The sequence below is a fragment of the Clostridium oceanicum genome (assembly GCF_039521385.1).
In the GTDB taxonomy this organism is placed as follows: domain Bacteria; phylum Bacillota; class Clostridia; order Clostridiales; family Clostridiaceae; genus Clostridium_F; species Clostridium_F oceanicum.
Window position 1 is genome coordinate 276,878 of record NZ_BAAACG010000013.1, and the last position, 21,818, is coordinate 298,695.

The 21,818-nt window shown below is 27.0% G+C and carries 20 protein-coding genes; 18 read left to right on the forward strand and 2 right to left on the reverse strand.

Annotation, left to right across the window (positions count from 1 at the left end; all coding sequences use genetic code 11):
• Positions 1 to 47 precede the first annotated feature (47 nt).
• The 3 genes from ABDZ71_RS15225 (at position 48) to ABDZ71_RS15235 (ending at position 2,966) form a co-directional block, all read left to right on the forward strand.
• Positions 48 to 1,586 (forward strand): hypothetical protein, encoded by a 1,539-nt coding sequence (locus ABDZ71_RS15225; RefSeq protein ID WP_343762874.1) that lies wholly within the window; start codon positions 48 to 50, stop codon positions 1,584 to 1,586.
• 89 nt (positions 1,587 to 1,675) lie between these two features.
• The gene (gene mnmM, locus ABDZ71_RS15230; protein WP_343762876.1) at positions 1,676 to 2,245 is read left to right on the forward strand and encodes a tRNA 5-(aminomethyl)-2-thiouridylate-methyltransferase MnmM; all 570 of its coding nucleotides are present in this window, start codon (positions 1,676 to 1,678) and stop codon (positions 2,243 to 2,245) included.
• A 52-nt stretch (positions 2,246 to 2,297) separates the two neighbouring features.
• The gene (locus tag ABDZ71_RS15235; protein ID WP_343762878.1) at positions 2,298 to 2,966 is read left to right on the forward strand and encodes a TVP38/TMEM64 family protein; all 669 of its coding nucleotides are present in this window, start codon (positions 2,298 to 2,300) and stop codon (positions 2,964 to 2,966) included.
• Positions 2,967 to 3,033: 67 nt separating this feature from the next.
• Here the strand turns inward: ABDZ71_RS15235 and ABDZ71_RS15240 are convergent, their stop codons facing one another.
• Complete coding sequence (locus tag ABDZ71_RS15240; RefSeq protein WP_343762880.1) at positions 3,034 to 3,861, reverse strand: polysaccharide deacetylase family protein; 828 nt, start codon at positions 3,859 to 3,861, stop codon at positions 3,034 to 3,036.
• A 351-nt stretch (positions 3,862 to 4,212) separates the two neighbouring features.
• Here ABDZ71_RS15240 and ABDZ71_RS15245 point away from each other — a divergent pair, with 351 nt between their 5' ends.
• The 3 genes from ABDZ71_RS15245 to ABDZ71_RS15255 all read left to right on the forward strand — a co-directional run bounded on the left by ABDZ71_RS15245 (position 4,213) and on the right by ABDZ71_RS15255 (position 7,860).
• A complete protein-coding gene (locus tag ABDZ71_RS15245; protein ID WP_343762883.1) occupies positions 4,213 to 5,553 on the forward strand; it encodes an MATE family efflux transporter in 1,341 nt (446 codons plus the stop codon).
• 141 nt (positions 5,554 to 5,694) lie between these two features.
• Positions 5,695 to 6,261, forward strand: coding sequence for an HD domain-containing protein (locus tag ABDZ71_RS15250; protein WP_343762884.1), 567 nt, complete (start codon positions 5,695 to 5,697; stop codon positions 6,259 to 6,261).
• A gap of 339 nt (positions 6,262 to 6,600) precedes the next feature.
• Positions 6,601 to 7,860: a cation:proton antiporter gene (locus ABDZ71_RS15255; protein WP_343762885.1), complete on the forward strand. Its 1,260-nt coding sequence runs from the start codon at positions 6,601 to 6,603 to the stop codon at positions 7,858 to 7,860.
• A gap of 162 nt (positions 7,861 to 8,022) precedes the next feature.
• Here the strand turns inward: ABDZ71_RS15255 and ABDZ71_RS15260 are convergent, their stop codons facing one another.
• Positions 8,023 to 9,348, reverse strand: coding sequence for an aminotransferase class V-fold PLP-dependent enzyme (locus ABDZ71_RS15260; RefSeq protein WP_343763027.1), 1,326 nt, complete (start codon positions 9,346 to 9,348; stop codon positions 8,023 to 8,025).
• A 339-nt stretch (positions 9,349 to 9,687) separates the two neighbouring features.
• On the opposite strand from ABDZ71_RS15260, the gene ABDZ71_RS15265 reads away from it, so the two are divergent.
• From ABDZ71_RS15265 to ABDZ71_RS15320, 12 genes are all read left to right on the forward strand, one after another.
• Complete coding sequence (locus ABDZ71_RS15265; RefSeq protein ID WP_343762887.1) at positions 9,688 to 10,356, forward strand: phosphatase PAP2 family protein; 669 nt, start codon at positions 9,688 to 9,690, stop codon at positions 10,354 to 10,356.
• Positions 10,302 to 11,003, forward strand: a complete 702-nt coding sequence (locus ABDZ71_RS15270) for a response regulator transcription factor (protein WP_343762888.1) — start codon at positions 10,302 to 10,304, stop codon at positions 11,001 to 11,003. The genes ABDZ71_RS15265 and ABDZ71_RS15270 overlap by 55 nt, the downstream gene beginning before the upstream one ends.
• Positions 10,993 to 12,546: an ATP-binding protein gene (locus tag ABDZ71_RS15275; RefSeq protein WP_343762890.1), complete on the forward strand. Its 1,554-nt coding sequence runs from the start codon at positions 10,993 to 10,995 to the stop codon at positions 12,544 to 12,546. Before ABDZ71_RS15270 ends, ABDZ71_RS15275 begins: the two co-directional genes overlap by 11 nt.
• 163 nt (positions 12,547 to 12,709) lie before the next feature.
• Positions 12,710 to 14,143, forward strand: a complete 1,434-nt coding sequence (locus ABDZ71_RS15280; RefSeq protein WP_343762891.1) for a sodium:solute symporter family protein — start codon at positions 12,710 to 12,712, stop codon at positions 14,141 to 14,143.
• A gap of 261 nt (positions 14,144 to 14,404) precedes the next feature.
• Positions 14,405 to 15,031, forward strand: coding sequence for a prepilin peptidase (locus ABDZ71_RS15285; RefSeq protein WP_343762893.1), 627 nt, complete (start codon positions 14,405 to 14,407; stop codon positions 15,029 to 15,031).
• A 492-nt stretch (positions 15,032 to 15,523) separates the two neighbouring features.
• The gene (rsxC, locus tag ABDZ71_RS15290; RefSeq protein WP_343762895.1) at positions 15,524 to 16,852 is read left to right on the forward strand and encodes an electron transport complex subunit RsxC; all 1,329 of its coding nucleotides are present in this window, start codon (positions 15,524 to 15,526) and stop codon (positions 16,850 to 16,852) included.
• Between the two features lie 24 nt (positions 16,853 to 16,876).
• A complete protein-coding gene (locus ABDZ71_RS15295) occupies positions 16,877 to 17,794 on the forward strand; it encodes an RnfABCDGE type electron transport complex subunit D (protein WP_343762897.1) in 918 nt (305 codons plus the stop codon).
• Complete coding sequence (locus ABDZ71_RS15300) at positions 17,794 to 18,372, forward strand: RnfABCDGE type electron transport complex subunit G (protein WP_343762899.1); 579 nt, start codon at positions 17,794 to 17,796, stop codon at positions 18,370 to 18,372. Before ABDZ71_RS15295 ends, ABDZ71_RS15300 begins: the two co-directional genes overlap by 1 nt.
• The gene (rsxE, locus tag ABDZ71_RS15305; RefSeq protein ID WP_343762901.1) at positions 18,372 to 18,968 is read left to right on the forward strand and encodes an electron transport complex subunit RsxE; all 597 of its coding nucleotides are present in this window, start codon (positions 18,372 to 18,374) and stop codon (positions 18,966 to 18,968) included. The genes ABDZ71_RS15300 and rsxE overlap by 1 nt, the downstream gene beginning before the upstream one ends.
• Before the next feature lie 49 nt (positions 18,969 to 19,017).
• On the forward strand, positions 19,018 to 19,596 hold the full coding sequence (gene rsxA, locus ABDZ71_RS15310) for an electron transport complex subunit RsxA (RefSeq protein WP_343762903.1): 579 nt from the start codon (positions 19,018 to 19,020) through the stop codon (positions 19,594 to 19,596).
• Positions 19,597 to 19,613: 17 nt separating this feature from the next.
• On the forward strand, positions 19,614 to 20,441 hold the full coding sequence (gene rnfB, locus ABDZ71_RS15315) for an RnfABCDGE type electron transport complex subunit B (RefSeq protein WP_343762905.1): 828 nt from the start codon (positions 19,614 to 19,616) through the stop codon (positions 20,439 to 20,441).
• 278 nt (positions 20,442 to 20,719) lie between these two features.
• The gene (locus ABDZ71_RS15320; RefSeq protein WP_343762906.1) at positions 20,720 to 21,754 is read left to right on the forward strand and encodes an N-acetylmuramoyl-L-alanine amidase; all 1,035 of its coding nucleotides are present in this window, start codon (positions 20,720 to 20,722) and stop codon (positions 21,752 to 21,754) included.
• The last annotated feature ends 64 nt before the right edge of the window (positions 21,755 to 21,818 follow it).

Genomic DNA, 21,818 nt, shown 5'->3' on the forward strand with positions numbered 1-21,818 from the left:
AATTATTTGAAGATGCCTGATATTTAAATATTATAAGGAGAGCTATTATGAAAAAAAGAAAATTTTTTCTTTTGCTAATATTTATATCAACATTTTTTCTTCAAGGATGTATGAAATTTCAAGATTCTAAAGGTGAAAATATTATTTCACCTAATAATACTTCCATTATAATAAAAGGAACATGGAAGATTAAAAGTATAAAATATGACAACCATAGTGAAGATAAAGAAGATAAATTTAATCCTAAAAGTTTGATAGGAAAAGAAGCTGGATTTAGTTATGAAAATGCAGTTATTTCAGATGAAATCTGCAAAAATCCTAAATACAAGATAAAAAAAGCTAATTTGAAAAATTACCTTATAAATAAATTTGATAACAATATTTATTCTAAATTTAAGAACCCTAATCAAGATGTAGATATTATATCTATATCTTCTGAGGATAAATTTTTCCATGAAATAATAATGATTAATGAAGATACTTTGTTAGCTACATTAAACAATGTTGTTTTTCAATTAGAAAAAGTAAATGATGATTTTAATATAAATTTAAAAAATATAGAAAAGCACAGTAAAAGTACTTATAAAAAGAATAGCAGTGATAAAGAAATTAATACTGTTTTTCTTTTAGGAATCAAAAATGATTTAGCAAAATCTGAAAATAATAAAGATTCACGTCAACCAGAAAAAGAGTATAAAACTATTTTTATATCTTCTAAAAATGGAAAGATAGATGTAATAGATAAAATACAAAATTTATTAGTTCCTAGAAAAGATGGTTTTTGGAAAGTAGAAGTAAAGAGAAATGAAAATAAAGATAACATATATAGCTATCCTGTATTAAAGAATAATAATAAATCAAAAGATAAAGGCATTAATCCAAAGAATTTAATGAAAAACTCTGAAATTTATAAAGAGATATTATTTATAGGTAATGAGTATATATGTACTGAGAACAACGAATATTTTGATGGCAAACCTAATGGAAAACTTCATAATTTAAAAGTATTACCTATAGATAATGTATATAATGATACAGGAATAAAAATATCAGATATAGATAATGAAAACGGGGATAAAAATTTTCTATCCTCTGCACAAAGATATTTATCTTCTGCTAATAAAGATGATATCAAAAATCTAGAAGAATATCCAAACGAACGAAACTTTTTCTTAGCTAGAACAAATGCTCATTGGATATTACAAGGAAGATTACATAATGTGAAAGAAATAGATAAATATAAAGATTTTAATATAGCTATGAATGTTCCTAAGGAACTGGTTAATTATGATAAATTAAATGTATCGTGGAACAGTATAAAGTCAAAAGTGCCTGATGCAGAGGATGCATATACATCTCCAAATCAAGAGTTAGCTGTTATACTATCTCCCCATAATATATATATTTATTCTATTGAACAAAATAAATTATCTAGTAACCCTGTTTATAAGATTCCAAATAATAAAGGGAAAGTAATAATGGCAGAATGGGCTACAGGAGATTACTACACAGATAAATGGCTAAAAACAGTAAAAAAATTAGGAAGTACTTCTATATTAAAGGAATTGAAAAATAAATCTAAATAGAATGAATATATATTATAGCATAATAATTATAAAAATATATTTTTATAATAAATTTAAATAAATAGGTAATTTAGTAAGGATGATATTAAATGTTAGATGAATGTTTTAATAATGGAGTTAGTATAGCAAGAAAAATATGTGCTACAAAACTTTCAGAAGGAAGTATAGCCGTAGATTGTACAATGGGAAAAGGAAATGATACCTTATATTTATCAAATTTAGTAGGAAAAGAAGGGGAAGTATTTGCTTTTGATGTACAAGAAAAAGCTGTAGATAAAACTTATAAAAAATTAAAAGAAAATAATATGTTAGATAGAGTTAATTTAATAAAAGATGGTCATGAAAATATAGATAAATACATAAAAAATAAAGTTGATCTTTTTATGTTTAATTTAGGATATTTGCCAGGTTCAGACCATGACATTACAACTAAACCAGAGACTACATTAAAATCTTTAAAAAAATGTATAGATTTGTTGAAAGATAAAGGCATAATAATAATGGTAGTATATTATGGCCATGAAAATGGAAAAAAGGAAAAAATTGTTTTAGAGAAATTTGTAGAAAATTTGAACCAAAAAGAATATAATGTATTTAAGACTTGTTTTGTGAATCAAGTTAATAATCCTCCTTTTGTTATATGTATTGAAAAAAGGTAGGGTATATATTAAATAATGATTTATTAATATGTATATAAATGAGAGGTAAGATATGAAAAATAAAAAGGATTTAATAAAACTTATAGTTTTACTAACTCTTATAAGTTTTGTATGCATTTTTATAGGTAAACATTGGCATCACATAAAGCATATAAATATAAAAAATCTAACTCACTTTTTAAGAAGTAAAGGTGAATATGCTGCTATTATATTCTTAGTGATATATGCATTAAAACCATTAATATTAATACTTCCTTCCTCTGTGTTTTCATTAGTAGGAGGGGTGCTTTTAGGCCCTGTAAAAGGCTTTATATGTAACATGTTAGGTTTTTGGTTATCTGGATCTGTAGCTTTCGTATTAAGTAGAGTGCTTGGGAAGTCCTTTGTAGAAAATTTACTTAAAGATAAAGCAGTAAAGCTTGGTAAAAATATAGAAAAAAACGGATTTAAGATAATATTTTTATTGAGATTTCCACCTATATTTCCTTATGACCCAATAAGTTATGCCTCAGGACTTACTAAAATGAAATATAAAGATTTTGCAGTAGGATCTCTTCTTGGAGTTATTCCTGAAACAATGTGTTATTCATATATAGGGGAAAATGTTACTCATTCTTTTAACTTTAAAATAATGGTACCAATAATACTTATTATAGTAACAACTATAATAGGGATGTATATGTATAAAAAAAGTAAGATAAGTAATGTTGTAGAAAAATAAAACTTATGTAGAGTATTTTAAATATACTCAACATAAGTTTTTATTTTTACTAGTATTTTAGAGAAAATTAGTTTTTAAAATTTAAGTTTTTATTACATTTAGATTCTATATAATATTCAGGGGTTGATTCTGTTATAGGTTTAAATTCATATCCTAAATTTTTATAATATTTTATTATTTTAGGGAGGACTTTTACAGTGTTTTTATTATTAAAATTACAATGAGCTAGTATTATAACATTGTTAGTATATCCTTCTTTTACTATTTTAGAATTATCAAATAATCTTTTAGTAGACAAATTTGGATTTAGGCCATCTTCTAAACTACAATTCCAATCATATATTTTGAGGTCATTTTTGTGGATTTCATTTATTAATGAACTGCCTAATTTATTATAGATATTATGAATTCCCCAAGGGCATCTTATAATTTTGCTTTTAAATCCTAAAAGGTCTTCTATTTTTTTTTGAGTTTTAGTCATTTCTTTTATGAAATTTTCTTTGTTTGAATAAATTTTTTTTGCATCGTGAGAATAAGTATGAAGTCCTATACTGTGACCTTCTTCATGGATTCTAGTTAGAATATGTTCTTTTTCAGGTATTTCTTTTCCTACAATAAAGAAGGTTGCTTTAACATTATTCTTTTTTAGAACATCTAAAATTTGATCTGTTACTACATATGTAGGACCATCATCAAAAGTTAAATACACATATTTTTTATTTTTATCTTTATTTGATTTTAAAGTTGTGTTAAAAGCTGGTTTAAACTTCTTAGAATTTTTTTTGTGTCTATAATTAAATACTAATTTTAAAGTAAATATAGAATTAACAAGTATTAACAATATTATTATACATAAATATAATTTATATTTATGTTTGCTACAGTTATTTTTCATAATATCACCTAGTTTAATAATTTTTTTATAAAATTTAAATGAATCTATTTAAAGTGTTTTTAATTTTAAGCTAATAAATGTGTTTATAGTAAAAGTTATATTTTTATATAGGACTTATATCTTTATTAAAAATAGTAAGTTCTATAAAGAGTGATCTTTTCATATGATAGTTAAAAAGTGATAGTTAAAGATTATTTATTTGAACCCATTTATATAAAATATTAGATATTTTAGTAGTTCCCTTATAAAAGAATAAAAATTCCATGTAATTTTATGAAATAAAAATAAATAAGGTATATGAAAATAAATACCATACTTATTATTTATTTGAATATGCCTAAGAGGTTTATTATGAAAAAAAATAATATTTTTGAGCAGGTTTTAAATGTTTCTATTCCAGTTATATCAGAAATGACTTTATATACATTCATGTCTGTTTTTGACCTTATGATGATAGGAAATTATGGAGGAAATAAAGCTTTAAGTGCTGTGGGATTAAGTAATAGCGTTATATATACAAGCTGTAATATATTTGTTTCTGTAGGTTTTTCTGTATCTGTTACATCTTTAGTTGCAAGAAGTGTTGGTAGTAGAGATTATAATAAAGCTGAACAGTATGCAACCTGTGGATTTTTTTTAAGTGATTTGGTTGCATTAATAATATGTTTAATAATGTTTAAATTTGCTAGAACAATATTGTATACAGCAGGAGCTAGAAAAGAAATATTACAGGTAGGAATAAAATTTATAAAGATTACTTGTATAGCAGTATTTTTTAAGATGAATACAGAAATTATTAATTCAGTTTTAAGAGGGTATGGCAATACAAAAACTCCTTTTATAATATCTATAGTAATAAGCAGTTTAAAGATAGCTTTAGATTTTATGCTTATATTTGGATATGGATTTAAAGAATACGGAATAATAGGAGCGGCTATAGCATCAGTATTATCTCAAAGTATAGGATTTTTAGGAGCTTTCTCTTACATAATATTAAAATCTAAAATTAGATTTAGAATAAAGCATATGATTTTATTTAATATTAATAGAGCTAAGGAAATATTAGCATTATTTGTTCCAGCAGCCATAGAAGAAGGCCTATATAGTGTAAGTAAGCTTGTAACTGGATTTATGATAATGACAGGAGGAAGTATTGCTTTTGCTTCAGATGAAATTGCAAATACTGTAGAATCTATAGCTTTAGTTCCTAGTATGGCTTTTGGAGTTGCAACTACAGCTATAGTAGGAATGAGATTTGGTGAGAGAAATTATAAAAAGGCTAGAAATTCTGTTAAAGCTTGTAATCTATGTGCTTTAGCTATATCTTTAATATTTTCTATTATTTTTATTTTTATGCCTAATGTACTAGTAAGTTTATTTGTAAATAAAGGAGAAAAGCAAGTAGTATTTATATCCGGCCTATGCCTTGCTATAGCAGCTATAGAGCAGCCTTTCATAGCTATATCGACTATATATGAAGCAGGCTTAGATGGAATGGGAGATACAAAGAGTCCCTGTTTTGTAACTTTAATTTCTAGTTGGTTTATAAGAGTTCCTTTAATATATTATTTTATTTGTAAATTGAAATATCCAGTAACTTATGTGTGGTGGATTACAGCATTTCAATGGATAATAGATTGTATACTAATATATTTAGTTTTTAAAAATAGATTTAGAAAATTATCTAGTTAGATATATTTTAATATTCAAAATATACTTGAAATTTTTAGAATTAATAATATAATGGTTAATAAAATGACTTTTAATCTATATAAAATAAAGGATGAATTATTTTAGTAGATTAATTACAAGGGTATAGAAAGGGGAATACATATGTTAGATAGAAAAAGAGCAGAAGAACTTATGTTAAAAAATTTAGAATCAGAGCATTTAATAAAACATTCCTATGCAGTAGAGGCAGTAATGAGAGCTTTAGCTAAAAAGCTAGATCCTGAAAATGAAGAAGAATGGGCTATATCAGGATTATTACATGATTTGGATGCGGATAAAGTAGATTATCATAATCATCCAGAACTTCATGGGCCAAAAACTATAGAAATATTAAAAGAAGAAAACTATGGAAACGAAAATATGTATCATGCAATACTTGCACATAACCAAGATACAAAAACAGAGATAAAAAACAAAATGGATAGAGCAATATATGCAGCTGACCCAATAACTGGTTTTATTACAGCTATAACATTGGTGTACCCAGATAAAAAAATTTCTAGTGTAAAAGTTAAATCTGTAACAAAGAGAATGAAAGAGAAAAGGTTTGCAGCAGGAGCCAATAGAGAGGCTATGAAATCTGTAGAAAAGTTAGAAATACCATTTAGAGATTTTGCAGAATTATCTTTAAAAGCTATGACAGATATTTCTGATAAATTAGGTCTATAATGCATAACATAACAGATTAAATGTGAAAATAATAGAGCTTGTAAGCTATATTAATTTAAAATAAAATTGGATTTAAGTGGTTTAATATATCATATAAAGATATAACCTAAACTTTAATATATTATATTTAAGTTTAGGTTATATCTTTTTTTATAATAACACAGTAAGAAATGAATACTACATCAATGTTAATAATACGACAATAAAATAGAAAAAATAGAAATTTTTATGATAAAATATCTTGAAATTTTTAATTAAATTATGGTATAACATAATAATGTAATTATAATTTAATTTAAATTTGGCATTTCGATGTGCCCTATATATGGAGATGATATAATGGAAACAGCTACCACATTAGCCTCAGAACAGATATTACAATTAATAGCAATAGTTATGTTAGCAGGAGCAGTTTTTGGAAAATTAAGTAGAAAAGTTAACTTACCAGATGTAGTGTTATTTATATTAGCAGGAATTATATTAGGACCTCATGTTTTAAATATAGTAGATATAGACAAGTACCCAGTAGGAAATCAACTTATTTTAACTTTTGGTGCAGCATATATACTTTATGATGGGGGAAGAGAAGTAGATTTAAAGGTATTTAATAAAGTTAAATTTACAGTAATACTTTTAGCAACAGTAGGAGTATTTTTATCTACTTTGATTACAGGCTATTTTGCTTATAAAATATTTAACATAGAATTAATATACGCATTACTTTTAGGAGTAATAATAGCATCAACAGATCCTTCGGTTTTGATACCGCTTTTTAAAGACATGAAAATAAGCAATAAATTAAAACAAACTATAATATCAGAATCAGCTTTTAATGATGTAGCAGGAGCTATAATTACTTTTACAATTTTAGGTATAATATCAGGAGGAACATTTTCTTTAGGAAATAGCATATTTAATTTATTAAAGTCTTCTATAGGAGGAATTGTAGTAGGATTATTAGCTGGATATGTATCAACAAAGCTTATATCTCAAGGGAGAATAGGATTTTTAAATGAATATCCTTCAGAGCTTGCAATAGCTTCAGTTATAACTGCATACTTACTATCTGAAAAGTTAGGATTTAGTGGATTTATGGCTGTTTTTATAGTGGGAATGGTTTGTGGAAACAAACATTTTATAAATTGTAAAATACATGAAGAAAATAAGATAACACATCTTAGATTCAAAGAAGTACTTACAGTTATACTTAGAATGATGATATTTGTTTTATTAGGAACCCATATAGATTTTAGTATTTTATTAAAATATTGGAGCCAAGATTTACTATTAGTAAGTGTATTAATATTTATTTCAAGACCAATATCTGCATTCATTTCTATTACACTTGATAGAAAAGCTAAGTGGAATTTTAAAGAAATAGTATATATGATGTGGATTAGAGAAACAGGGGTAATACCAGCAGCTTTAATAGGAATGCTTATGTCTATGAATATCAAAAACATAGATATAATAGCATCTGTAACTTTTACAACAATAATAATAACTTTAACATTTCAAGCAAGTACAGCTAAATTGTTAGCTAAAATATTAAAATTAGATGTAGAAAACATTGAAAAAATAAATAAGCCTGTATGCTAGTTTATTTTAATATTTCTAAAAGAGATAGAGAAGAATTTACTTTGGGCATATAAAAATAAACTAGTGTATTCTTTACTTATTTATTTAAATGTGCCTTATAGATATAAAAATAGAGGATTAGTTTTATATAATAAAGCTAATCCTTAATATATTTATTTAGATTTAAGAATATTTTTTTATATAATATTCTTTATTTTTAACTATATTTTTCAATAAAGAAAGTAAGACTTGTATTTCTTTATAGTTATTATACATTCCAAAACTTAATCTTACTACACCAGGTCTTTTGCTTATGGGTTCTTTAGAATATTCTCTTATGCTATCTTTTGAAAGATTTAATAATCTTTGAAGATATGGTTGAGCACAAAAACAACCATTTCTTACAGCAATAGCTTTTTCTCCAGACAATATTTTAGCAGTTATGCTATGATGAATTCCTTCAATATTAAAAGGGATTATAGCTACTCTAGGAGTATTTCTATTCATTTCATGAGCGTATAATTTTATTCCAGGGATTTTTTCCATTTCTTGAGTTGTATATTTTAACAAATAGGTTTCATAGTTTTCAATATTTTTCATACCAAGTTCATTTATAGTTTTTATAGCAGTAACCAAAGCTTGTACTCCCATAACATTAGGAGTTCCTGCTTCATCTTTTTCAGGCGGATTTGCCCAAAGAACTAAATCTCTTGATACTGAATTTATAGTTCCACCACCACAATAATCAGGTATTCCCTTTTGGAAAGTAGATTTAGGTCCGATAAGAACGCCAGTTCCAAAAGGAGCATACATTTTATGAGCAGAAAAAGCTAAATAATCAATGTGCTCTTTTGAATAATGAGGTTTCATATCCATAGGACAATGAGGAACAAATTGAGCTCCATCAACTAAAATTTTAGCACCATACTTATGAGCTAAGGAAGCTATTTTATATATAGGATTAATATATCCAGTAACATTAGAAGCTCCAGTTACAGTTACTAATTTAACTTTTCCATTATATTGTTTTAGTTTTTTTTCTAGATCATCAATCAGTAATCTTCCATATTCATCTATTTCAACATAATCTGTTTTGTATTTAAATCTCCAAGGTAAATCATTTGAATGATGTTCCATCCAAGTGCTTAAGATAACACAATCTTCCTTATCATCAGTTAGTCTATAAGATAGTTTGTTAATAGCCTCTGTAGCATTTTTCACATATATGATTGCATCTTTTTCTAAATCAGCTCCAACAAAATCAGCAACAATTTTTCTAGAATCTTCATATATCTTTGAAGATAGCTGTGACTTATATCCAGTTCCTCTATGAATTGAGGAGTACCAAGAAGAAAAGGACATAATACTATCCATAACTGATATAAAAGGAGGCGTAGTGGCTGAATTATCAAAATTTATAGCTGTAGCAAAAGATTCATTATGAAGAGGCACTTTTGTAGTAAGTCCCTTTATAAAATATCTATAAGGGGATTGATCAGGTATATATATCATACAAATCACCTCAAATATACTTTGGTATTATATAATATTTATTTCACCAATGAATTGATACTAGTTTTATGAATTTTTTAGAATTTTATAAAAAAACTTAGACACATTAAAAAATATTCTTCTAATCTTTGACTTATTATTTGTTTTAATAACCCTAAACTATGATTTCCATATAATGAAGTAAGGATAATTTTTATTTTGATGAGTTTAAGATAAATATAAAAATAAATTTAGCACAAACTATAGTGTAACTTTTAATATTAAGAAATTATTAAGGTTTATGTTAACAATTTTTTAAGATGAATTAATTACAATATATTTAGAGGTGATAACATAATGGGCAATAAATTAAAACAAAATTTAATTCCTTTAAGCTTGATGCTTATAATTCCAATAGTAAACATAGTCTACCCACTACTTAATAACAATAATAGAGGAGTAAGTACAATAATAACAAAGATAGATACAATGGTACCCTTTATTAAGGCCTTTTCAGTACCTTATATGGCTTGGTATCCTTTTGTTATTTTGTATCTTGTATACTTATGTTTTAATGATAGAAAAACTTACTATAAATCTCTTACAAGTTTAATTTTAAGTCTTATAGTTTGTTATATAATATTTTTCTTTTTTCAAACTACAGTTCCAAGACCACAGGTTCAAGGAAATGATTTGTTCAGTAAAATTGTAATGTTTATATATAAGACAGATAAACCATTTAATGCTTTTCCAAGTATACATGTTATAACTACTTATATAGTAATGAGAGGAATATATAGTAGTAAAGTTAGAGATTCAATAAACATGACTGTTGTAATAATAGTAGGAATGCTTATAATATTTTCCACTCAATTTATAAAACAACATGTGATTTTAGACCTAACATTTGCTATACTTTTAGGTGAAGTAATTTATAATATAGTAGATTATAGTATGGAGATGATATTAAAATGGCGGAAGAAAAGATCCTCGTTGTTGATGATGAGAAAGAAATTAGAGACTTAATAGAGATTTATTTAAAAAATGAAGGATATAAAATATTAAAAGCATCTGATGGAAGAGAAGCTTTAGATATAGTAAAAAAAGACCATATAGATTTAATAATATTAGATGTAATGATGCCTAATATGGACGGAATAGAAGCCTGTATGAAAATAAGAGAAGAAGAAAGTATGCCTATAATAATGTTATCAGCTAAAAGTGAAGATATGGATAAAATAATAGGACTTACTACAGGAGCAGATGATTATATTACAAAACCATTTAATCCTTTAGAACTTTTAGCTAGGGTGAAATCACAACTTAGAAGATATTTAAAACTAAACAATAATCCACAAAATGAATCAAATAAGGATATAATAAGAATAGATGATATAGTAATAAATATAGCTACTCATGAAGTTAAAGTTTTAGACAAAATTGTAAAACTTACACCAAGAGAATTTGATATATTAGAACTTTTAGCTAGAAATAGAGGAGTAGTTTTTAATATAGAAAAAATATATGAATTAGTATGGAAAGAAGAATTTTTAGATTCAAATAATACAGTAATGGTTCATATAAGAAAATTAAGAGAAAAAATAGAGGAGGATCCTAGGAACCCAAGATATATAAAAACTGTTTGGGGAGTTGGATATAAAGTTGATAAATAAATTTAAAAAACACCATAAAAAGAAGAAAAAAACATTTTTCTTGTTTAGGCCTATAGTTTATTTATTTAGACCTATATCATATTTAATAGAATTTAGTAGACATAAAATAGAAAAAAGTATAATACTAGAGCTAATGTTTGTCTTTGGAATAAGTTTGTTATGTACTATAATCATGTATAATTTTAGTAATTCATATTTTACAAGTGCTACAAGATATTCAGTAGTAAAGTATGATAAAGGTATAAAGGAAATATATAGAAGATCTTTAGAACTTTCAGATAGAATAGTAAGCGATAAGCTTAATTCAAAAGAAGATGTTAAAAGGATACAAAATATAATAGATTCTTATTATAATGATGATACTACTAATAGAATAATGATAGCTGATTTTGAAGGAAAGGTTCTTTTTAAATCTTCTAATGTTATAGAAGAAGAGATAAACATAGATGATGTAATAAGAAATAATATAGATTTAAAAGATAATATAGAGTATTCATCACCTTCAAGTGATGGAAGAAAAGAATATATGAGCATAAATCCTGTAAGCTTTTCTGACACTAAAGCATATGCAATTATAAAAGGAGTACCAAGAAAAGAAGTTCAATATTATACTAAAGATATATCTTTTTTAGCATCATTACTTTCTGTAACTACATTTATCGGAACATTTTTATTTTTAACTAAAAGGAAAATGAAATATATAAAAGAGTTATCTAGTGGACTTTTACAAATATCTAAAGGTAATTTAGGATTTAAAGTTACAAAAAGAGGAAATGATGAATTAGCTCTTTTAGCAGACAATATAAATTACATGGCAAAAGAGCTAAAAGAAAAGATAGAAAAAGAGAGAAAAGCGGAAAAAACGAAAAATGAGCTTATAACTAATGTATCTCATGATTTAAGAACACCGCTTACATCTATAATGGGATATTTAGGACTAATAAAAGATAAAAAATATGAAAATGAAGATCAATTATATAACTATGTTAATATATCTTATAATAAATCGGAAAAACTAAAAACTTTGATTAATGATTTGTTTGAGTATACAAAATATAGCAATGATAACAATCAAAATCAATTTGAAAACCAAGTTATTTCTTTAGGTGAATTATTAGAGCAGTTGGCAGAAGAATTAGTTCCTATATGTGAAGATAATAATGTAACCATAAAAAAAGAAATAGAAGATTATAAAACATTTGTAGAAGTTGATCCAGATAAAACTGTGAGAGTATTTGAAAATTTACTTATGAATGCAGTAAGGTATAGTTTAAAACCAGGAGAAATAGGGATTAATTTATATAAAGAAAAAAGCTTTGTTATAGTAGCAATATCAAATCAGTGTAAAGAAATATCACAAGATGATTTAAACAAAATGTTTGATAGATTTTATAGATTGGAAAAATCAAGGTCTACATCTACAGGAGGTAGTGGACTTGGACTTGCTATAGCAAAAAACATAGTTGAATCACAAAACGGTAAAATATGGGCTGAATATAAAGATGAAAAAGTTATATTCTATGTAAAATTTTTATTGGTTTAGATATAAAAGTAAATAACAACTGAATTCTTCTAAAAAATGTTTTAAGATAAATAAGAGTATATAAAATTTATCTTAAAACATTTTTATTTGGTATAATATACTGTGATTATATATGTTTTAAATTATAGATTAAGAAATTAATTGTTATAAAAGGGGTTAAGAGATGAACGTTTATTTGATTTGTATAATTGTTTTTGCAATTATTTTAATTTCTACTGGTTTTATTGTTGGTAAATTTGTAAAGAGTTCTTCAGATTTTTTTGTAGCAGGACGAAAATTAAATTCAAAATTGTTATTTACAACTTTAATAGCAGCAAACATTGGTGCAGGTTCTACTGTTGGAATAACAGGAATAGCATATAAGTTTGGAGTATCATCTTATTTTTGGATTTTTATGTCTGGGATAGGAACTTTAATTTTAGCATTTTTTATAGGACCTAAAATATGGGAAAAATCAATGAAATATAACCTATATACTTTGGGAGATTATTTAGATTTAAGATATTCTAAATATTTTAAAGGGGCAATATCTATAATGATGATTGTAGGAACTTTAGCTCTGTTTTCAGGTCAACTTATGGGAATTGCCTGGATTTTAAATGTAACTTCTGGTATACATAAAACTACAGGAATACTGATAGCAGCTGTAGTTATAACTTTATATTTTTCATCAGGAGGACTTTTATCTAGTGCAATAGTTAATATACTAGAATTAGTTATAATTGTTTTAGGTTTTGTAATAGCACTTCCTTATGCTCTTTCAGCAGTTGGAGGATTCAATGGATTACATATGAAGATAGCTAGTAATTTAGGAAATGCTATAGAAACTACAAAATACTTTAGTCCTACAGGTATCGGTATAACTACTATAATAGGATGGTTTTTAATGCTTACCCCATCTTTTTTTATATCTCCTGGATTAATAGGAAAAGTATATGGAGCAAAAGATGTTAAGACAGTTAAAAAAGGAGCCTTTTGGTGTTCTATAGTTCAAATATTATTTGCTTTTTTACCTACTATATTAGGAATGTGTGCTTTTGCAGTATATCCAAATCTTATGCAGGCAGATTTAGCACTTCCTAAAATAATGAAAGAGTTATTGCCCTTTTCAATATCTGCATTGGCATTAGCTGCAATATTTGCAGCTGAAGTTAGTACGGCAGATGCAGTTTTATATATGCTTACTACGACTTTTAGCGAGGATATATATAAAACTTTTATAAATTCTAAAGTTGAAGATAAAAAATTATTAAAGGTAAGTAGGATAGTTACAATAGTTGGAGGAATATTAGGAGTTTGTATGGCTTTACTTTTAACCAATATAGTAACAGCTCTGTCAATATTTTATACTTTAATGTCAGTATCCCTTACAGTACCACTTATATTTGGATTGTTTTCTGAAAAACCAAATACAACTTCAGCATTTATATCTGCAATAGTAGGTGTCATAATAACTTTATTTTTAAAATTTTATAATAATGATAAAGGTATATGGATATTAAATGCACAATCAACAGGAATAATATTTTCTTTAATAACAATGATTTTATTTATTGTGTTTATTACTAAAAAGAAAGTAAAAAAGGAACAAGAATAAATAATATATAGATAGTCAATAATCCTATAAAGTACATTAAATAGATAACTAATTCTAAATTTGAGATGAAATTTTTGCTATATCTTAAATTTAGAATTTTTTTATAGATTACATAAAAAGGGATAATATATTTTAATATGATATTTTACTAAATTACTTTTTAATATTTCCTTAGGATAATTTTTTCTATAGGATTCCATTTTTATTTATTTGAATGTGTCTTAGTTATTTATTTAAATATTTTTTAAGGAGAGAATATTTATGATTAAGGAATTTATGATTATTAGTTTTATAGGATTTTTTATAGGATTTCTATTATATAGATATATTTGTAGAATTGATGAAAATAATAAAAAAAAATATCCAAAAAAATTTATAGAAATAATTACAATGGTACTTTTTGTAATATTATATTTACGATATGGTATTTGTTTAAAATATGTTAAATATATAACATATATTTGTTATTTAATTACAGCAGGCATTATAGATTTTTATACCAAAAAAGTATATATTAAACCTTTTTTAATTATATTTATGATTCAGGTTTCATATATTATTATTGATGCTATTTCAGGAAAACAAATTTTAGAATATGTTTTAGGAGGACTTGTGGTAGGAGGACTAATCTATTTAATTGCATATTTTACAAAAGCAATGGGTGCTGGGGATGGAGACATATTCCTGATAACAGGATTATTGTTTGGATTTGAAAAAGCTTTTTTAATTTTAACTTTATCGTGTATTTTAGGATCTATTATTGGACTTATCATCGTAATGGTAAGGAAGAAACAATTGCAAGATTCAATACCATTTATTCCAATTGTTTCTTTGACTAGTCTTATAGTTATAATACTAAATGTAAATTTTATGAATATATTACAATAAATATCATAGAATCATATTGACCACTAAATGAATATGTTATAAATTAAACGCACTTGTAGGACTTGTAAATCGATTACAAAAAACATATAATAGTGAATGAATAATATAATATATTTTGTAGCTTAAAATATGTAAAAAAATGTAATGATATTTAGTAAAAAGCTACTTGCAGATATAGATAAATTACTATAAAATAGTTATTGCATAAATAATTAAAATTTATTATAATAAGTTAAATTTTCTGGAAATTTGTTGTTTAATACAAAAGAATAAATTACTATATAAACTTATATATAAATGAAGTGTAGTAGTATGCATAAAACGACTCAAAAATTGCATTTTAATAGAATAATGTAGTTTTTTATTTTGTTTTTTTATACAATTTACTTGTGCTTAATAATTTTTAAATTATTTTATTATATTTCAAAGAACTAAAATTATCAATAAATTCATGTGTAAAAACATGTAGAAATTAAGGATGGGAGGATTAATATGGACTTATTAACTTTTAAAAAAGGTATATATCCACCACATGGGAAATACCTTACAGAAAAAAAGCCTATAGAAGAATATTTACCAAAAGGTAACTTAGTGTTTCCTATGTCTCAACATATAGGCGCTCCTTGTAATCCAATAGTTAAAAAAGGGGACAGGGTATTAGTTGGACAAAAAATAGGGGAAGCTACAGGTTTTGTTTCAGCTCCTATATTTAGTAGTGTTTCAGGAACGGTAAAAAATATTGCACCAGTTTTAACAGCAGCAGGAACTAAAGTAAATGCTGTTATTGTAGAAAACGATGGGGAATATGAAGAAATAGAATTTACTAAACCAAAAGACTACAATGAACTTTCAAAAGAAGAAATTATAAATCTTATTAAGGATGCCGGTATAGTTGGTATGGGTGGTGCTTGTTTCCCAACACATGTAAAGCTTTCACCTCCACCAGACAAAAAAATTGATTCTATAATAGTAAATGCAGCAGAATGTGAACCATATTTAACTTGTGACCACAGACTAATGCTTGAAGAATCAGATAAAATTGTTGAAGGTTTAAAAATAGTATTAAAAGTATTCCCAGAAGCAAAAGGATATATAGGAATAGAAAACAATAAACCAGATGCAATAGAAAAAATGAAAGAAGCTTGCAAAGGGATTTCTAATATAGAAGTTAAAGTTTTAAAAACTAAGTATCCACAAGGTGCAGAAAAACAATTAATATATGCAATAACTAAGCGTGAAGTTCCATCAGGAAAATTACCAGCAGATGCAGGATGTGTTGTACAAAACACAGCAACAGTACGTGAAATATATAATGCAATAGTACTTGGAAGACCTTTAACTGAAAGAGTTATTACAGTTACAGGAGAAGCTGTTAAAAATCCTAAAAACTTTAGAATGAAATTAGGGACAAACCTTAAAGAATTAATAGAAGCTTGCGATGGATTTAAAGAAGATCCAGTTAAAGTTATAGCAGGAGGACCTATGATGGGAATGACTATGTCAACATTAGATGTTCCATCTGTCAAAGGATCTTCAGGTTTATTATGTTTAACTAAAGAGCAAGCAGTATTACCAGAAGCATCAAGTTGTATAAGATGTGGAAGATGTGTTACTGCCTGTCCAATGAATCTAATACCATCGGCATTAGATTCTCTAGCAAAAAGACATGAATATGGCGCTTTTGAAGAAAGCCATGGATTAGATTGTATAGAATGTGGATGTTGTACTTTCTCATGTCCAGCAAAACGTCATTTAATACAATCAATAAGAACAGCTAAAAGACATGTTATAGCTGAAAAAAGAAAAAATAGTAAGAAATAATAAGAAATAAGGAGTGACTTTTAAATGTCTGAATCAATGTATACATTGTCATCATCTCCTCATATTCGTTCTAAAGATACAGTTCAAACAATTATGAGAGATGTTATAATTGCATTACTTCCAGCAACTATAGCAGCAGTTTATTTCTTTAAGTTAGAAGCTCTTTTAGTTATAATAACTGCTGTATTATCTTGCGTAATAGCAGAATATGCATGGCAAAAACTAACACATAGGGAAGTAACTATCGGTGATTTAAGTGCCGTAGTAACAGGACTTTTATTAGCTTTTAACGTACCATCAGGATTTCCACTATGGATGGTTGCTATAGGAAGTTTCTTTTCAATAATAGTAGTAAAACAATTTTTCGGGGGAATTGGACAAAATATCGTAAACCCAGCATTAGCAGGTAGAGCATTTTTACTTGCATCTTGGCCAGTTGCTATGACAACTTGGACAGTAGATGGGGTTACAACTGCAACTCCTCTTGCAATACTTAAAGCAGGAGAAGGACAATTACCAAGTATAGGATCAGCTTTTATAGGACATATAGGAGGATGTTTAGGTGAAACATCAGCTCTTGCACTACTTATAGGAGCAGCATATCTTTTATATAGACGTGTTATTTCTTGGCACATACCAGTATCATATATTGGTACAGTTCTTGTTTTAACTACAATAATGGGCAGAAACGGTGGATATGAAATATTTGTTGGTGGATTAATGCTTGGAGCATTATATATGGCAACAGATTATACAACATCACCAATGACTGTAAAAGGTAAAGTTATCTTTGGTATGGGTTGTGGACTTATAACAACAGTTATACGTGTATTTGGTGGATATCCAGAAGGTGTTTCTTATTCAATATTATTAATGAACTTATGCGTACCTTTAATAGATAAGTACGTTACTCCAAGAGTATTTGGGGAGGTGAAGAAGTAATGGCAAATGAGAAAAATGAAACATTAAAATTAGGTTTAAAATTACTTCTAGTTACAGCAGTAGCAGGATTAATTTTAGGAGGAGCTTTCCTAGTGACGAAAGACCCAATTGCAAAACAAGTTGCAAAAACAAATAGTGAAGCTATGAAAGAAGTTCTTCCAAAAGCAGATTCATTTGAAATAATGGATGGAAAATCAAAAGGAAATGTAACAGAAGTTAATGAAGGTAAAAAATCAAGCGATGTATCAGGATACGCTATAAAAGTTTTAACAAAAGGTTATGGTGGACAAATAGAAATGATGGTTGGAGTATCTAAAGAAGGAGAAGTTAAAGGAATAAAAATACTTTCTCACTCAGAAACTCCAGGACTTGGAGCTAATGCACCACAACCTAAATTCTCAGGACAATTTAAAGGAAAACCAACAGATAAAAAACTTGAAGTAGTAAAAACTGCACCAGCAAATAAAAGCGAAGTTCAAGCAATAACAGGTGCAACAATTACTTCAAGAGCTGTTACAAAAGGTGTTAATGAAGCAGTAGATTATTATAAAGCTGAATTGAAGGGAGGACAAAATTAATGAGTAAATTAGGAGAAAGACTTAAGAATGGTATTTTTGATGAAAATGTCATATTTATTCAAGCATTAGCAATGTGTCCTACCTTAGCAGTAACAACTAGTGCTAAAAATGGAATAGGTATGGGACTTGCATCTACAGTTGTTTTAATAGGATCCAACTTAGTTGTATCATTACTTAGAAAAGTAATACCAGATAAAGTTCGTATACCTTCATTTATAGTTATAATAGCATCATTTGTTACATTACTTCAATTTTTAATGCAAGGTTTTGTACCATCTTTATATAAATCACTTGGTATATTTATACCACTTATAGTTGTTAACTGTATGATTCTTGGAAGAGCAGAAGCATATGCTTCTAAAAATGGTCCATTAGGATCTATCTTTGATGGATTAGGTCAAGGTTTAGGTTTTGCAGTAGCATTAACAATCATAGGTGCTATAAGAGAATTATTAGGAGCAGGTCAACTATTTGGAGCACAAATAATGCCAACAACTTGGCAACCAGCTATAATAATGATTCTTGCACCAGGAGCTTTCTTTACAGTTGGAATATTAATGGCTATCATGAATTATAGAAAATTAAAGAAAAACTAACCAAGAGAAAGATTTAAAATAGAAATGTCCTTAGAAAGGAGAATAAAGGATGAATATATTTGCATTAATTATATCAGCGTTGTTTGTAAATAACTTCGTATTGTCAAGATTTTTAGGTATCTGTTCTTTCCTTGGTGTTTCAAAAAAGGTTGAAACCGCTACAGGAATGGGACTTGCAGTTACTTTCGTTATGACACTTGCATCACTTATATCATATATAGTATATCATGCGATACTTGTACCGCTTAACATAACATATTTATATACTTTATCATTTATATTAGTTATAGCATCACTAGTTCAATTTGTTGAAATGGTTATTAAAAAGAAGAGTCCAAACCTTTATAAAGCTCTAGGAATTTTCTTACCACTTATAACAACTAACTGTGCTATATTAGGTGCTGTTATATTAAACATGAACGAGCAACATAATTTATTACAATCATTAGTATTTGGAATTTTCTCAGGTCTTGGATATATGCTTGCAATAGTATTACTTGCAGGTTTAAGAGAAAGATTAGAAGGTTGTGACAAAATGCCTAAATCAATGCAAGGATTACCAATATCATTGATTACAGCAGGACTTATGGCAATAGCTTTCTTAGGATTCCAAGGACTACTTCACTAGGAGGTGTAAATTAGAATATGAACGATTTATTATATCCTATATTAAGTTTAGGTGGATTAGGTCTTATATTCGGTGTGCTTTTAGGTTACTCATCTAAAAAGTTTGCTGTAGAAGTAGACCCTAAAGTACCATTAATAAAAGAAGCATTACCCGGTGCAAACTGTGGTGGATGTGGATATGCAGGATGTGACGCTTATGCTCAAGCTGTAGCATCTGGAGAAGCAAAACCAAATTGTTGTTCAGTTGGAGGAGCTGAGGTAGCAGCCAAAGTTGCAGAAATAATGGGTGTTACTGTAGAAGATACTGAACCTGAAAAGGCATATGTAAAATGTAAAGGAACTTGCGGCAACGCAAAACAAAGTGGTAATTACTACGGAGATATGGACTGTAAAGAGGCATCAGTACTTCCAGGTGGCGGAGCAAAAGCTTGTGCCAATGGATGTTTAGGACTTGGAAGCTGCGTAAAAGCTTGTCAATTTGATGCACTACACATAAAAGATGGTATTGCAGAAGTTGATGAATCTAAATGCGTTGGATGTGGAGCATGTGTAAAAGAATGTCCAAGAGGCGTAATAGAATTAAAGAAAGCTTCAGAAGTAGTAAGAGTTGCATGTAACTCAAGAGATACTTTAAAAGCAGTTAAAGATGTATGTTCCGTTGGATGTATGACTTGTAGATTATGTGTAAGAACTTGTCCAGTAGAGGCAATAGTTATAGAAAATAATCTACCAAAAATAGATCAAGATAAATGTGTTAAATGTTTAGCTTGTGTTAAAAAATGCCCAACTCATGCATTAGTTGCTCATGGAAAAGAAGTAAAGATTAATCCAGCAGCTGCTAAATAATAAAATCAAATATAAAAATTAAAGTTTAATTTTATAGATGATATATAAAATTAAGTATTTAAGAACCAGTAGGATTTCCTATTGGTTCTTTTTTATGTACAAATTTCGACAAAATTCTTCTATGAGAATTTATTTTCTGTTATTATAAAATTAAAGCTATAGTGTTTATGGTATTACAGTACATTTTATCCATATATAGAAAATGATATATATAAATTTATAAAGGAAACTATATTTTAATTATGTTATGATTTTATATTTGGGTTTCACTAGCATTATTGTATTTAAAATACCTACTGCATTATAACTATAAAAAGAAGGAGGGGATTGTTATTAGAAGTACTACTGTAGAAAAGAAAAGTTTTGTAATATTATTTTTAACACTATTTATGTCTATTTTTCTTTATAAAAGTGTATATGCAGACTCTGTAACAAAAGAGTTAGGAGTAAAAACTAATGTTGATAACAACTATACTTGGACTATAACTTTTAATAAAGATGCAGATAAAAATACAGTTAATAATGATAATATAAAAGTTACAGATTCTTTAGGTAATAAAGTAGCTGTGAATTTAGTTACTAATGAAAAAACTGTAAAAGTAACTCCAGTAAACTTTTATAAGTATTCTGAAACCTATGATATTAATGTAGAGAATGTAAAAGATTTAAATGGCAATAGTTTATTACAAAAAGCACATATGAGCTTTATAGTAAAAGAAGAACCTCAAAAACCTAATCCAGGGGTTACTATATGCATAGACCCAGGTCATGGTGGCCGTGATCCAGGAGCTATAGGATATAGTGGGGTTAAAGAAAAAGATGTAACATTAAAGGTAGGTTTAAAACTAGGAAATATATTAAAACAAAGAGGAATAAATGTAATTTATACTAGAGATACTGATATAGATTTAGCACCAAAAACAAGTTCTTTTAATGTGAGTGCAGATTTACAAAAAAGGTGTGATATATCTAATGCAGCCAATGCAAAATATACTATAAGTATACATGCTAATTCTTTTAGTGCATCTAGTGCTAATGGAACAGAAACATATTATTATGAAGGAAGTGTTGAAGGAAAAAAATTAGCAGAAGCTGTACAAAAACATATAGTAGAAGACTTAGGAACAACAAATAGAGGAATAAAAGATGGATCATGGCTATATATTGCAAAACATACTACATCAGCAACAATACTTACAGAGCTTGGATTTTTAAGTAATCCAGAAGATGAAAGAAAGCTTAATTCTGATAGTTATCAAAATAAGTATGCTAATGCTATAGCTAAAGGTGTATTTGAAGTTTTAGGTATGTAGCTTTTATTAGTAAAAGGTCAATTGATATAAATACATAACAGATAATGCGAGTTAGTATTTAGTT